We start from the raw sequence: 14,388 nt of genomic DNA on the forward strand, positions 1-14,388 counted from the left end.
CGCCAGTGGCCGGCGACGAGGCGTTCCGCCACGAGATCAGGGATTGGCTCGCCGCCAACCTCGCCGGCGAGCTGCGCGGCGCGGGCGGTCCCGGCCGGGAGAACGAGGCGTTCCCGGAGCGCCTCGCGTTCGCCCGGCGGCTCGCCGCGGCCGGCTGGACCACGCTCGCCTGGCCGGTGGAGCACGGCGGGCGCGGCGCGTCCCTCGCCCAGCAGGTGATCTTCCACGAGGAGTACGCGCGGAGCGGCGCGCCGAGCCGGGTCGACCACATCGGCACCACGATGGTCGGGCCGACCCTGATGGAGCTCGGCACACCCGGGCAGCAGCGCCGGTTCCTGCCCGCGCTGGCCGCGGTCGAGGAGCTGTGGTGCCAGGGTTACTCCGAGCCCGGCGCCGGTTCCGACCTCGCCGGTGTCACCACGCGGGCCCGGCTCGACGGCGACGAGTGGGTGCTCACCGGGCAGAAGGTGTGGACCTCGCTGGCCCACGTGGCCGACTGGTGTTTCGTGCTGGCCCGGACGGCTCCGCCGGACGACGGCGCCCCCCGGCATCGCGGTCTGTCCTATCTCCTCGTGCCGATGCGCCAGCCCGGCGTGACGGTCCGCCCGATCCGGCAGCTCACCGGCGACAGCGAGTTCAACGAGGTGTTCTTCGACGACGCCCGCACACCAGGTGACCTGGTCGTGGGCAAGCCCGGCGAGGGGTGGAGGGTGGCCATGGCGACCCTCGCCCACGAGCGTGGGGCGGCCACGGTCGGCCAGCAGATCGGCTTCCAGCGCGACCTGGACGACCTGGTCGCACTGGCGCGTGGCAACGGCGCTGCGGCCGACCCCTTCCTGCGCTCCCGGCTGGCCCGGGCGTCGGTCGACCTCACCGTGCTGCGGGCGCACACGCTGCGCACGCTCGCCCTGGCCACGCCGCCGCCCGCGAACCCGTCGGTGGTGAAGCTGCTGTGGACCCGCTGGCGGCAGGGCCTCGGCGAGCTGGCGATGGACGTGCTGGCCCGCGGCGCGTCCGAGGCGGACACCGAGCGTTGGCAGCGGTTGTTCCTGTTCAGCCGGGCCGACACGATCTACGGCGGGTCCGACGAGATCCAGCGGGGGATCGTGGCCGAGCGGGTGCTCGGCCTGCCGCGCGGAGACCGCCGATGATGCCTCCAACCGGGCGCGGCCTCCCGAGTCCTCCCGCCGGGCGCGGCATTCCGGGGCCGCCCGCCGGGCGCGGCCTCCTCGAGGACAAGGTCGTGGTCGTCACGGCGGCCGCCGGCGCCGGCATCGGTTCGGCCGTCGCCGAGCGCTGCCTCGACGAGGGCGCGCGGGTGGTGCTGAGCGACAGCCATGCCCGCCGCCTCGGTGCGGCCTTCGAGCGATTCGACGGGAGCCGTCCGGGACGGGTGTGGCAGGTGCCCTGCGACGTCACCGACGAGGCCGCGGTGCGGGAGCTGATCGAGGCGGCGGCGGGCCGGTTCGGGCGGATCGACGTGCTGGTCAACAACGCCGGGCTGGGCGGCAACCGGCCGGTCGCCGAGATGACCGACGAGGAGTGGGCGCGGGTTCTCGACGTGACGCTCACCGGCACGTTCCGCTGCACCCGGGCTGCCCTGCGCCGGATGATCGAGCAGGGGAGCGGCGGTGTGGTCGTCAACAACGCGTCGGTGCTCGGCTGGCGGGCGCAGGCCGGCCAGGCGCACTACGCGGCGGCCAAGGCCGGGGTCATGGCGTTCACCCGGTGCGTGGCGCTGGAGGCGGCCGCGCACGGGATCCGGGTCAACGCGGTGGCGCCGAGCCTCGCCGAGCACCCGTTCCTGGAGCGCGTGATGAGCCGACGTGAGCTGGACGAACTGGCCGGGCGGGAGGCGTTCGGGCGGGCCGCGCTGCCCTGGGAGGTGGCGACGGTGGTGGCCTTTCTGGCCAGTGACTACGCGTCGTACCTCACCGGCGAGGTCATCTCGGTGAGCAGCCAGCATCCGTAGGGTTCCGCTTTAAGTTACGGAGCAGTAGATTGTAACGCGTTCTACTTTCAGGGAGGACGCGATGACGCGGCGACTCACCGGTGTGACACTGTTCGGGCTCGGGGTTCTCTGCCTGCTCCTGGCCGGCGGCCTCGCCTGGATCATCGTCCCCTCGCAGAAGAAGGTCCCGCTCGACCTGATCCCACCGGACGTGGTGGTGGCCGATGACAGCGCCACCTTCGCCCAGGCGAAAGACGGTCAGGTCACCGTGGAGCAGGCCGGTCTGCGGTCGCGGACCGGGATCACGCCGGACTTCCAGGCGGCCGCCGATCTCACCGGCGACCTCGCCGACGAGACCCTGATCTGGAATGCGTTCCACGCGACCGACCGGGCCGACACGGGCGAGGCGATCAACCGGTCGGAGAGCCGGATCGCGCTCGACCGGGCGTCCGGCGCGGCGGTCGACTGGGAGGGCCAGTGCCACAGCGAGAACCCGGGTGTCGCCTGCCTGGCCGGCAACGTCGACTTCGAGGGTCAGCTCTACCTCTTCCCGTTCGGCACGGAGAAGAAGACGTATCAGTACTGGGACTCGGCGCTGCACCGGGCGCTGCCGATGGAGTACCGGGCGGAGGAGGACTTCAACGGCCTGCCGACGTACCGGTTCGAGCAGCAGATCCCGCAGCAGCCGGTGGAGATGGACCCGCAGTCGCTCGCCGGCCTGGTCGCCTTCCTCGCGCCCGGCGCCACCACCGGGACGGTCGACTACCGCGCCGCCCGCACGCTCTGGGTGGAGCCGCAGACCGGCGCGATCGTCGGCTATCGCGAGCTGCAGCACCGCGAACTGGTGCCGGACACCGGCACGCCGATCGTCATCTTCGACGCGGATCTGCAGTACGACCAGGAGACGCTCGCCGTTCTGCACGAGCAGGCGGCCGATGGCCGTACCCAATTGAGGCTCCTGGGTTTCTGGGTTCCGATCATCCTGGTGCTGATCGGGGTGGGGCTGCTGATCGGCGGTTTCCTCCTGGCGCGCGGCGCGCCGGGGACCGGCAAGCGGACCCCGGCGCACGTGGCGCCGCCGGAACCGGCCCCGGCTCAGCGGACCCCGTAGAAGTCCGGCGGCGCCAGCGGGTCGATCTGGGACGCGACCTCGCCGGCACTCGGGTTGACCGCGGCGACGACCGCGGCCACGCCGGCCACCCCCAGCACGACGGCCGCCACCGCGGCCACCAACAGATTCACCAACATCCGACTCTCCTCACAGCCGCTCGAGAATGCTCGCTGTCGACATCGCGCCGCCCGCGCACATCGTGATCAGTGCGGTGCGGCCCCCCGAACGCTCCAGTTCGTGCAGGGCGGTGGTGATCAGCCGGGCGCCGGTGCTGCCGACCGGATGGCCCAGCGCGATCGCGCCGCCGTTGACGTTGACCCGGTCCTCGTCCGCGCGGTGCACCGCGAGCCAGGAGAGCACCACGCTGGCGAACGCCTCGTTCACCTCGAACAGGTCGACGTCGTCGATCTTCATCCCGGCCCGGGACAGCACCCGCTCGGTGGCGGCGACCGGCCCGTCCAGGTGGTAGTACGGCTCCGCGCCGACGAGGCACTGCGCGACGATCCGCGCCCGCGGCCGGAGACCCAGCTCACGGGCGCGGTCGGCGTCCATGAGCAGGACGGCCGCCGCGCCGTCCGAGATCTGCGAGCTCGTGCCGGCCGTGTGCCGGCCGTCCGGCAGCACCGGCGTGAGGCCGCTCAGGCCCGCCATCGTGGTCTCCCGGAGGCCCTGGTCACGCTCGACGCCGGCCACCGGGATCACCTCGCGGTCGAACCGGCCGGCGGCCCAGGCGCGGGCCGCGTTCGCCTGTGAGCGCACGCCGAACCGGTCCAGGTCGGCCCGGGTGAGCCCGCGGCGGTCGGCGATCCGCTCGGCCGCCACGTACTGGTTGGGGAGGTCGATGTCCCAGCTCGCCGGGCGCGGCAGGCCGGCGTCGCCGAGGTTGGCGCGCAGCGGCACCCGGCTCATCGACTCCACGCCGCAGGCGATGCCGGCCGTGATCGCGTCGGCGGCGATCAGGCCGGCGACGAGGTGGGCAGCCTGCTGGGCGGAGCCGCACTGGGCGTCGATCGTGGTGCAGCCGGTGTCGTGCGGCAGGCCGGCGTGCAGCCACGCGGTCCGGGTGATGTTGTTCGACTGCTCGCCGCCCTGGGTGACGCAGCCGCCGATGATTTGTTCGATTTTCTCCGGACATCTGTCGTGGAGGGATTTCTGCACCGCCCCCAGCAGCTCGGCCGCGTGCACCCCGGCCAGCCAGCCGCCCCGGCGGCCGATCGGGGTGCGAACGGCATCGACAATCACCGGTACGCCCACACTGACCTCCGTATAGAACGTGTTCTCGTGTGGAACCTACCATCCAGTACGGCGATCGTGTTTGAATCGGGTAGAACCTGTTGCTGTCCCTTTGGTTGGACGGAGTAGCCGTGGCTGAGCCGCGTACCCGCATCGACTTCACCGACCCGGACATCTACGTCCACGGCATCCCGCAGGAGGAGTTCGCCGAGGCCCGCGCGCACGCACCGGTCTGCTGGGTGCCGCAGGAGCGGGGGACCGCCGGGTTCGACGACGACGGCTACTGGGCGGTGACCCGGCACGCCGACGTGATGACCGTGTCCCGGGACAGCGACACGTATTCCAGCTGGGAGAAGACCGCGATCGTCCGGTTCGGCGCGGACATGACCCAGGACCGCCTGGAGATGCAGCGCTACATCCTGCTCAACATGGACCCGCCGCAGCACACCCAGCACCGCGCGATCGTGTCCCGGGGTTTCACGCCGCGGGCCGTCACCAGCCTGCGCGCCGCCCTGCAGGAGCGCGCCGCCCAGATCGTCAGCTCCGCCTCGGACGCCGGTGACTTCGTCAACGAGATCGCCTGCGAGCTGCCGCTGCAGGCGATCGCCGAGCTGCTCGGGGTGCCGCAGGAGGACCGGCACGACGTCTTCAACTGGTCCAACGCGATGATCGGGCAGGACGACCCGGAGTTCAGCGACGGCTCCGACCCGATCGAGCCGGCCATGTCCCTGCTCGGCTACGCGATGACGATGGCCGAGGATCGCAAGGCCTGCCCCCGCGACGACATCGTGACGACGCTCGTCAACGCGGAGATCGGCGGCGAGCACCTCTCCAGCGACGAGTTCGGCTTCTTCGTGCTGATGCTCGCGGTGGCCGGCAACGAGACCACCCGCAACGCCATCTCCCACGGCATGCTGGCGTTCATGGAGCATCCGGAGCAGTGGGAGCTCTACCGCTCGACCCGCCCGCGCACCGCCGTCGACGAGGTGGTCCGCTGGGGCAGCCCGATCAACGCCTTCCAGCGCACCGCCAAACACGACACGGTGCTGAACGGCCAGCCGATCCGGGCGGGCCAGCGGGTGGCGATGTTCTACGGCTCGGCGAACTACGACGAGGACGTCTTCACCGACCCGCACACCTTCGACATCACCCGCAGCCCCAACCCGCACCTCGGGTTCGGCGGCAGCGGCGCACACTTCTGCCTCGGCGCCAACCTGGCCCGCCTGGAGATCGATCTCATCTTCAACGCGATCGCCGACCAGATGCCGGGCATCACGCCGGCCGGCTCACCGGCCCGGCTGCGGTCCGGCTGGATCAACGGCATCAAGCACCTGCCGGTCCGGTACCGCTGAGGACCGGTGTCCCTCGCGTCCGCCCCGATTCGGCCCATGAAGAAGGCCCGCCCTTCGAACAGGGCGGGCCTTCTCAGGTGTGGATCAGCGCTTCCAGGTACGCGCGGCAGTCGTCCTGGTGTTGCCGACCTTGTCGACGGCACGCACCTTCACCGTCAGCTTCTTGCCGTACTTCTTGACCTTGATCTTGAAGGAGTAACCGGCCTTGTAGTCCTTCGCGACCACCTTGCCGTTGATGATCAGCTCGACCCGGGCGATGCCGCTGGCGTCGCCGGCCGAGGCCTTGAGGGTCACCGTGCCCTTGACCTTCTTGCCGTTCTTCGGCGCACTGGTGATCTTCGCGGCCGGCGCCGTGTTGTCGGCGATGACGCGGCGGTTGTAGACGCCGTAATTGCCGGCCTTGTCGTACACCCGCCACTGCAGGTTGACGTTGCCGGTGAACTTGCCGCTGCTGTACCGCAGCGCGTACGGCGCCGTGTTGTCCCGGCCGACGTACTTGCCGTTGGCGTAGAGCAGCGCGTGCGACAGGCCCGAACCGCTGTCGGCCACCCCGGTCGCGGTGACCGTGACAGCGCCGCGGAACCGCTTGTTCTGCGCCGGGCTCGTCCCGGTGACCCGCGGCGCGGACGTGTCGACGCTCGTCACGGCCCGTCCGGCGCGGATCTCGCCGTACTGAGTGATCTTGTACAGCGTGCTCTGCCGGGCGGTACGGGTCAGGCTGTAGGTCAGCGCCGCGTTGCTGGCCTTCGGGTGCTTCGACTTCTGCAGTGCGACGACCCCGCTGACCAGCGGCGCGGACGCCGAGGTGCCACAGAAGTAGTCGTAGTCGTCGGCGGTGCCGGCGGTGCTCAATCCGTCCAGGTCGGCTGCCCACGTGCAGAACGGCGCCGCGACGTCCACCCAGCTCGCGCCGTAGTTGGACCCGACGATCTTGCCGTCTTCGTCCTCGTACACCGCCCACTCGCCGTCCGGTGCCGTGCCGCCGATGCTGAGCACGCCGGGGTAGGCGGCCGGGTACTGCGGCGTGGAGATCGCGTTGTTGCCCGCCGACGAGACGACCAGGGCGCCCTTGCGCTGCGCGTACGCCACGGCGTCCCGCAGGACGGTGACGTCGCCGGGGCCGCCGAGTGAGAGGTTGATGATCTTCGCGCCGCGGTCGGCCGCGTACATCACACCGGAGGCCACCGTGCTCTGGTAGCCCCCGCCATCGGCGCCGAGCACCTTGACCGGCAGGATCTTGCAGGACCAGCAGACGCCGGCCGTGCCCTGCCCGTTGTTGCCCTTCCCGGCGATCAGCGAGGCGACAGCGGTGCCGTGGCCGTCGTCGTCGATCGGCTTGTCGTCGCCGTTGACGAAGTCCCAGCCGGAGAGCAGCCGGCCGGAGATGTCGCCGAAGGGCGTGACGCCGCTGTCGATCACCGCGACCGTGATGCCGGAGCCGGTCGTGCTGCTCCACGCGTCCGGCACGCCGATCTGCCGCAGCTCGGGCTGCTTGGAGTAGAGCGGGTCGTTCGGCGTGACAGCGTCCGCCGTGACGATCGCGTCCTCCTCGACGTACTTGACGCCGGGTGTGGCCCGCAGCTTCGCGGCAGCCGCGGCGGCCTCCGCCCGGGGCACGCTGACGGTGCGCACCCCCAGCTTGGCGAGGGAGGAGTTGCCGCGGGCGCGGAACCCGCTGACCTTGTTCGCGGTGACGCCGTCGCCGGTCAGGCCGACGACGAGGTCCACCGTGGAGCTCGCGGGTGCGGTGCTGTGCCGGGCAGCCCCCGCAGCCGCCGGGAGCGGAATCGTACCGGCTGCCGCGGCCTTCTTGCGTGCCGCGATGCCGTCGTCAGCGGCGTGTGCCGCCGGCGCGCCGATCGCCGTGGCGACGAGCGCGGCCGGCAGCACGAGCCCAGCCGTGACGCGTCGGGTCAATGTGCCCAATCTGAAACCCCCGAGTCTTAGATCATGGATCGCCACGATGCTAGGTAAAGGGGGTGGGAAACGGACCTGGCCCAACGGTCAATTCAGTGATCGTTCTTTACAGCGTGACCCGGTTTCCACCGAGCGTCACGATCAGGGTGCCGTCGGTGGCGTAGGACCAGCCCAGCGCCCCCGCGTACGCCGCGCACCGCGACCCGTTCGTCCCGGACCAGAACTGGTTCGAGCTGTCCGAGTTCCCGATGATCCGGTCGTTCGTCCCGCTGCCGCTGCGGCAGGACGTGTTGTTGCGGAACACCGAACTGCCGGCGTCGAAGTTGAAGTTGCGCTCGGCGTTGTCGATGCTCAGGTTGTTCGAGATCGTCATCGAGCCCGGGTTGCTGTTGTAGGTGAACCCGTGCTTGCCGTTCTCGAACGCGATGCTCCGCCGCACCACGTGGTTGACCCCGATGTCCTCACCGCCGAGCTTGTACCCGTTCCGGTCGCCGTTGCCGGCCTGCCCGCCGTTGCTCAGCGTGCCGTTGTCGTAGGCGAGCGAGTCCTCGATGGTGACCACGCCGATCGGGCCGGTGTCCGTCTTCGTGTAGAGGTCCCAGCCGTCGTCGATGTTGTTGTGCGCCACCGCGTACCGGAAGACGTTGCCCGATCCGACCGTCAGCTTCGCGGCGAAACCGTCCGCGTCCTCACCGTCGGAGTCGGCGTTGTCGTGCGACTCCGCGCTGAGGACCAGGTTGTTCGCCGGCCACTGGCTGTTCGGGGTGGTCGACAGCATCCGGGACAGTTGCAGGCCGGTGTCCCGGTTGAACCGCGTGATCGTGCGCTCGAAGATGTTGTTGCTGCCGCCGACGAAGATGCCGTTGTCACCGGCCCGCTCGACCACGATCCGCTGGACGCGCCAGTAGTTGCCGTTCACGGCGAGCCCGCGGTTCGCCGGGTCCTCGCTCTGCGCAGCGAAATTCAGGACCGGCACTTCCCCGGGGTACGCGGTGAGCGTCTTGAGCGCGCCAGAGGTGCCGTTGTTCCCGGCCGGGATGGTGACCGTCTGCGCGTAGGCGTAGGTCCCGCCCCGCAGGTAGATCGTGCCGCCGGCCGCGATCCGGCCGATCGCCGAGGTCAGCGTGGTGGGGCTGGCGATCGTCCCGGCCGCGCCGTCGGTGCCGTTCGGAGCGACGTAGAGGGCGTCGGACGCCGGCTGCGACGACGAGGCGGACGGGGACGGCGACGTGGACGGTGACGACGAGGCCGACGGGGACGGCGAGGCCGAGGCCGAGGATGTCGGGGACGACGACGGCGGGGTGACCGCGGCGTCGTCCACCACGATGTCGTCGAAGCGTCCGGCGGCATGCTCGGTGAGCAGGCCGATCCGTCCCGCCGCGATCGTGCTGTCCGAAACGGATCCCACACTCGTACCGTTGACGGTCCCGCTGATCGTGCTGCCGCTCACGGAGAGCCGCAGCGTGTAGTACGTGCTCGTCGAGATGCTCTGCGCGAGCGAGCCGAGCACGCTGACCGCGCTGCCGTTCATCGTCTCGAGGCGCACCTGGTTCGACCCGGTCAGCGCGAGCCGGTACATCTTCGTCGACCCGCTGGCCCGCGCGGTCAGCGCCACCACGCCGGCGGCGGACGCGAACGCGGTGGCCTTGACCCGGGCCTGCACCGAGTAGTTCGTCCAGCCGGTTGATCCGCCGAACTGCCGGGCCCGCTCGCTACCGGTGTCGCTCTGTTGCAGGACCTGCGAGCCGTCCGCGACGATCGACCAGGTGCCGCCCGATTTTGACCAGCCGGAGGTGCTGCCGGACTCGAAGTCGGCGCTGAACACGGTCGCCGCCTCGGCGGTGGCCACTGACGCCACCAGACCGGCGGTCACCGCGGCGGCGAGGCCGCCGGCCAGGAACAGCCGCCGAAAAGGATGGGATGGTGTCATTCTTTCTCCTGACCGAGAATGGACACCGCCGAACAATGGCGTCAAAGGATATCCGCAGGTGGGGATTGGCCCGGCGGTGAGAGGGGAACGACAGAAATCTCTCACCGCCGATATAAGGCAGTCAATGAATTCGATTTGCAGGTTTGTTGCAGAAATGCGTTAGGCGTGCGCGGCCAGGAACTGGTCGAGGCAGCGTTCCGCGTTCGCCGTGATGGTCAGCGCCGGGTTCGCGAGCGCCGCCGAGCCGGGGAGCAGGGCGCCGTCCACGCAGTACAGGTTCGGGTACCCGGCCACCCTGCCGCCGAAGTCGGTGGCCCGGCCCATGACCAGGCCGCCCAGCGGGTGATAGGTGTTCCGCGAGCCCAGTCCCATCCCGGTGTTGCGGTCGTAGGAGGGCAGCCCGGTCAGCAGGCTGCCCTTGCTGCCCTCGGTGGCCCACCACAGCCGGGTCGCGAGGTCCCGGCCGGCCCGGTCCGCCGCCGTCTCCATCTCCGCGTACGGCCAGTACACCTTGCCGCCGCCGGTCGCCGCGTCGTAGCGGATCTCGCCGCGCTCACCGACCAGGCTGGTGATCAGGTGTGCCGTGGTGTTCGGCAGCCAGGACGGGATCGGCGCGGCCTCCCACGCCATCGCGGCGGGCGCGTAGGGATTGGAATCGTCATAGAATTTGACGTTCCCCGGACCGCCCTGCGCGCTGCCGACCGGCTTGCGCAGGTTGAGCCGGGCCACCAGGAAATCGCCGTTGTTGCCCCAGCCCTTGCCGACCTCGGTGCTGGTCAGCCGGGGCAGCCCGCCGCGCGCCCGCGAGCCGAGCAACAGCGACGTCGTGTTCAGCGATCCGGCCGCGAGGAACAGGAAGTCACCGGAGAACGTCTTGGTGGCCAGCACCGCCCCGGTCTCGTCGATCTGCCGCGCGGTCACCTCGAGGCGATCAGAACCGGACACCTCGCGCAGGGATGTGACCTCGTGCAGCGGCAGCACGGAAACCCGGCCGGTCGCCTCGGCCCACCTCAGATAGTTGTGGTCCACGCTGTTCTTGGCGCCCGAGTTGCTGCCGAACGGGCCCTCGCCGATCGAGTGGCACTTGACCACGCGACCGGCCAGCTCGTCCCGGATGACGTCCCAGTTCACGCCGAAGGGCACCGGAACCGCGGTGCGGCCGAACTCCGACACGTAGTGCAGCCAGCTCCTCGCTCCCACGTACGCGGAATGCTGTTGAATGTCGGAAGGGATGGGCGCGGCGCCGAGACTCTGCCGGGCGCGGGGCCAGTAGGTGCTCTCGAACTCGGAGTACGGCAGTTCGGCGGGGTAGACCTTCACCCAGTCGGCGCGGCGCGGCTGTGGCAGGAACATGCCGATCACCAGTGAGCCGCCACCGACGCCGGCCCCGCACATCACCTGGATGCCGTCGCCGACGTGTTTCTGGATGAGGCCGGCCCGGCGTTCGATGGGCTTGCTGGTGTCCAGGCCGAGCGGCGGCCGGTCACCGAACCACGCGCACCGCCAGTCCGGGTCGCTGATCGTGCAGAAGGTCGTCCCGGAGCCGTCCACAGTCCACCGTCGTCCCCGTTCAAGAACGGTCACGATCATCCCGGCCTGAGCGAGCCGCCAGGCCGCCACCGCCCCGCCGAAGCCGCTGCCGATCACCAGCGCGGTCCTGCCCTGCAGGGCCGGGAGGACGGGCAGCGTGCCGGCCGCCGCGAGGGCGCCGATCCGCAGCACGGTACGACGATTGATCTTCACGGGTGCCTCCCGACTACCCACATGGAGAAGAACTGCGATCCGCCTCCGTACGCGTGACCGAGCGCCGTCGCCGCCCCGGCCACCTGATGCTCCCCGGCCCGGCCCATCACCTGCATGGCCGATTCGGCGAAACGCAGCAGGCCGGACGCGCCGATCGGGTTGGAGCAGAGCACACCGCCGGAGGGGTTGACGGGCAGCCGCCCGCCGATCCGGGTCTCGCCGGACTCGGTGAGCTTCCAGCCCTGGCCCGGCCCGGCGAAGCCCAGGTTCTCCAGCCACATCGGCTCGAACCAGGAGAACGGCACGTAGATCTCGGCGACGTCCACCTCGTCGAGCGGATCGGTGATCCCGGCCGCCGTCCACAGTGCTTGCGCGGCCAGGGCGCCGGCCTGCGGGTTCACGTGATCCTTGCCGGAGTAGAAGGTCGGCTCGGTGCGCATCGCGGTGGCCCTGATCCACGCGACCTGCCGGGGTGACGCCTCCGCCGCCTCCTGATCACCGATCACCACCGCGCACGCGCCGTCCGATGACGGACATGTCTCGTCATAACGGATCGGGTCCCAGAGCATCGGCGACGCCTGCACCGACTCCGGAGTGATGTCGGGTTGCCGCAGATGGGCGTAGGGGTTGAGCGCGCCGTTGCGCCGATCCTTGACGGCCACCATCGCTCCGACGTGCGCCGGCGCACCGAACCGCCGGATGTATGACCTGATGTGCGGCGCGAAGTACCCGCCCGCGCCGGCCCCGATCGGCGCGGTGAACGGCGGCTGGATCGACAGCGCCCACATCGCGTTCGACTCGGACTGCTTCTCGAACGCCACCGCGAGCACCCTCTTGTGCACGCCGGCCCGGATCAGGCTGGTCGCGACGAGCGCCGTCGCGCCGCCCACCGATCCGGCCGTGTGCACCCGGAGCAGCGGTTTCCCGGCCGCGCCGATCGCATCGGCGAGGAACAGCTCGGGCATCATCACGCCTTCGAACAGGTCGGGCGCCTTGCCGAGCACGACGGCGTCGATCTGCGGCCAGCCGGTGTCCGCGTCGGCGAGGGCGCGGTCGATCGCCTCCCGGCAGAGCCCGGCCATCGAGACGTCGGTGCGGCGGGTGCGGTGGTGGGTCTGCCCGGTGCCGAGCACGGCGGCGCGTCTCATGCGATCCCTCCGAGCTGGTTGCCTCCGGGCGGATTGCTTCCAGGCGGATTGCTTCCGGGCGGGTTGCTTCCGAGGACGCACACCAGGTTCTGTTGCAACGCCGGTCCGCTGGTGGCATGCGCCGCCGCCCGGTCCGCCCGGCCCGACATGATTTCCTCGGCTGCCGCGCCGATCCGGGAGAGTCCGGCCGAGAACATGGCGTCACCGTGCGTCCCGATGAACCGTGCGGTGTCGGCGATGTCGAGCGCGCGCCGCATCAGCAGCTCCTGATGCGTGAACGGCGTGTGCAGAGCGACCACGTCCACGTCGTGGTCCAGCCCCGCGTCGCGCGCCGCCGCGGCAGCCGACGGAACCTCGGTCAGATCCCGTTCGCCCAGCCCTTGCGCGTCGATCCGGTGTGCGATCCCGGTGATCCAAGCCGGTCTCTCCCGGTGCCGGCTCGCACGCTCGCCGCCGGCCAGCACGATCGCGGCGGCGCCGTCCGTCACTCGCGCCACGTCGTGGGCACGCAGCGGATTCGAGAGGTACGGGCGTCCGAGCAGCTCCTCGGCGTTTCCGCCACGATCACGCGCCGCCACCTCGGCCATGTCCCGTTCGGTGAACAGTCCGGCGTCGATCCCGATCCGGGCCTGCAACGCCGCCACACTCACCGCGTCCGGCCAGAGCGGCGCGACGGTGTACGGGTCCAGCTGGAGTGCCAGAACCCGGTGCAGGTCGCCGGCCGTGGCCTTGCCGAACCCGTACACCAGGGCGGTTTCCGCCTCCCCGGCCAGGATCTTCAGGTACGCCTCGTAGAGCGCCCACGCCGCGTCCATCTCCACATGCGACTCGGCGATCGGCGGCACCGCCCCGATCGCGTCCACCGCGTTGACGAACGAGAACGCCCGCCCGGCCAGATAGTCCGACGACCCGGAGCACCAGAAGTCGATCTCCCGGCGGCCGAGGCCGGCCCGGTCCAGGGCCTGTTCGAAGACCGGAACCAGGGTCTCCACCCCGCTCGTGGTGACCGACCGGTCCGAGGCGGCGAACCCGATGACAGCCACGTCGCTCATAGATGCTCCGCGTACGTCTCGTAGGGGGCGTCCGGCTCGCCGGCCGGCTCGAAGTGGGCGATGTTCTCCGGGGTGAACGCCCACTCGGAGCGGTCCCGCCAGACCGCGGCGACCCGCATCCCCATCCGCACGCCCGCGGCGTCGAGGCCTAGGACCAGGTGCGGGATCGGGATGTCCGCGCCGTCGAGGAGGACCTGGGCGACGACGTACGGCGGTTGCAGCCGCTGCCCCGCGAACGGCACGTTCACCACGCAGAACGTGGTGACGGTTCCCCGGTCGGCGACCGCGACGACCTCGCCGGGCACCACGCCGTCGGCCGGGCAGACGCGGGGCGGGACGTAGACCTTGCGGCAGGCCGGGCAGCGCTGGCCGATCAGGCGGCCGTCGGCGAGCGCCCGCAGGTAGGCGTCCTCCTCGTCGGAGGTGGTGTGCCGGTAGTGCAGCCGGATCGGCGTGGTCATGATCTCCACGGGCTCGGCAGACTCCGGCGCCGCCACGTTCTCGGCTGCCGTTTCGCCCGGCTCGAAGCACGCGATGTCGTTGATGTGGCCGACTCTCGTGGGCGCCCAGCGGACCCGTACCCTCGTGCCGGTTCGGATCGTGGAGGGTGAGCCGGCGTCCACCGCGTGCAGCAGGGCGGTGTCGGCGCCGTCGAGCCTGATCAGCGCCCAGGCGAAGGGGCGATCCAGAGGCTGTCCCTCGAGCGGGCGCGCGTTCCACGTCCAGCTGATCACCGTGCCGGTCGGCGCGACCGGGACCAGCTCGGTCACCGGCTCGTGCGTGATCGGATCGAACTCCAGCGGCGGCACGTGCACACGCCCGTCCGGCGTCCGGCCGCCCAGCACCCGGCCGTCGCGCAACCCCGCCATGAACCGGCCCAGGACCGGGCCCAGCGAACGGGTGTAATCGAAGGCGATCGTCATCGGCGCTTCCACGCCGTTGAGTGAAACA

At 70.8% G+C, this 14,388-nt stretch carries 11 protein-coding genes and 1 pseudogene; 4 read left to right on the forward strand and 8 right to left on the reverse strand.

The window, feature by feature from the left end; all coding sequences use genetic code 11:
• The first annotated feature begins 5 nt into the window (after positions 1-5).
• The 3 genes from AB0F72_RS24560 to AB0F72_RS24570 all read left to right on the forward strand — a co-directional run bounded on the left by AB0F72_RS24560 (position 6) and on the right by AB0F72_RS24570 (position 3,062).
• Positions 6-1,151 (forward strand): acyl-CoA dehydrogenase family protein, encoded by a 1,146-nt coding sequence (locus tag AB0F72_RS24560; protein ID WP_360435453.1) that lies wholly within the window; start codon positions 6-8, stop codon positions 1,149-1,151.
• On the forward strand, positions 1,151-1,972 hold the full coding sequence (locus AB0F72_RS24565; protein ID WP_360435583.1) for an SDR family oxidoreductase: 822 nt from the start codon (positions 1,151-1,153) through the stop codon (positions 1,970-1,972). Before AB0F72_RS24560 ends, AB0F72_RS24565 begins: the two co-directional genes overlap by 1 nt.
• A gap of 61 nt (positions 1,973-2,033) precedes the next feature.
• Positions 2,034-3,062: a DUF3068 domain-containing protein gene (locus tag AB0F72_RS24570; protein ID WP_360435455.1), complete on the forward strand. Its 1,029-nt coding sequence runs from the start codon at positions 2,034-2,036 to the stop codon at positions 3,060-3,062.
• Here AB0F72_RS24570 and AB0F72_RS24575 read toward each other — a convergent pair.
• Positions 3,047-3,199 (reverse strand): hypothetical protein, encoded by a 153-nt coding sequence (locus AB0F72_RS24575; protein ID WP_360435457.1) that lies wholly within the window; start codon positions 3,197-3,199, stop codon positions 3,047-3,049. The genes AB0F72_RS24570 and AB0F72_RS24575 overlap by 16 nt on opposite strands.
• A gap of 10 nt (positions 3,200-3,209) precedes the next feature.
• The gene (locus tag AB0F72_RS24580; protein WP_360435459.1) at positions 3,210-4,316 is read right to left on the reverse strand and encodes a steroid 3-ketoacyl-CoA thiolase; all 1,107 of its coding nucleotides are present in this window, start codon (positions 4,314-4,316) and stop codon (positions 3,210-3,212) included.
• A 110-nt stretch (positions 4,317-4,426) separates the two neighbouring features.
• On the opposite strand from AB0F72_RS24580, the gene AB0F72_RS24585 reads away from it, so the two are divergent.
• Positions 4,427-5,647 carry a cytochrome P450 gene (locus AB0F72_RS24585; protein ID WP_360435461.1) on the forward strand — a complete coding sequence of 407 codons (1,221 nt, stop codon included), beginning with the start codon at positions 4,427-4,429 and terminating at the stop codon, positions 5,645-5,647.
• A gap of 84 nt (positions 5,648-5,731) precedes the next feature.
• Here AB0F72_RS24585 and AB0F72_RS24590 read toward each other — a convergent pair whose 3' ends face one another.
• The 6 genes and pseudogenes from AB0F72_RS24590 to AB0F72_RS24615 form a co-directional block, all read right to left on the reverse strand.
• Positions 5,732-7,564 carry a S8 family serine peptidase gene (locus AB0F72_RS24590; RefSeq protein ID WP_360435463.1) on the reverse strand — a complete coding sequence of 611 codons (1,833 nt, stop codon included), beginning with the start codon at positions 7,562-7,564 and terminating at the stop codon, positions 5,732-5,734.
• Between the two features lie 106 nt (positions 7,565-7,670).
• Positions 7,671-9,494 (reverse strand): cellulose-binding protein, encoded by a 1,824-nt coding sequence (locus AB0F72_RS24595; RefSeq protein WP_360435465.1) that lies wholly within the window; start codon positions 9,492-9,494, stop codon positions 7,671-7,673.
• Positions 9,495-9,653: 159 nt separating this feature from the next.
• A complete protein-coding gene (locus tag AB0F72_RS24600) occupies positions 9,654-11,231 on the reverse strand; it encodes a GMC oxidoreductase (protein ID WP_360435585.1) in 1,578 nt (525 codons plus the stop codon).
• A 2-nt stretch (positions 11,232-11,233) separates the two neighbouring features.
• Positions 11,234-12,385: a thiolase domain-containing protein gene (locus tag AB0F72_RS24605; RefSeq protein WP_360435467.1), complete on the reverse strand. Its 1,152-nt coding sequence runs from the start codon at positions 12,383-12,385 to the stop codon at positions 11,234-11,236.
• A 71-nt stretch (positions 12,386-12,456) separates the two neighbouring features.
• Positions 12,457-13,437, reverse strand: a pseudogene (locus tag AB0F72_RS24610) (lipid-transfer protein); the annotation flags it as partial.
• Positions 13,434-14,360: an OB-fold domain-containing protein gene (locus AB0F72_RS24615; RefSeq protein WP_360435469.1), complete on the reverse strand. Its 927-nt coding sequence runs from the start codon at positions 14,358-14,360 to the stop codon at positions 13,434-13,436. The gene AB0F72_RS24615 and the pseudogene AB0F72_RS24610, both read right to left, overlap by 4 nt.
• Positions 14,361-14,388: the final 28 nt, after the last annotated feature.

It is taken from the genome of Actinoplanes sp. NPDC023936, assembly GCF_040639325.1.
GTDB lineage: Bacteria > Actinomycetota > Actinomycetes > Mycobacteriales > Micromonosporaceae > Actinoplanes.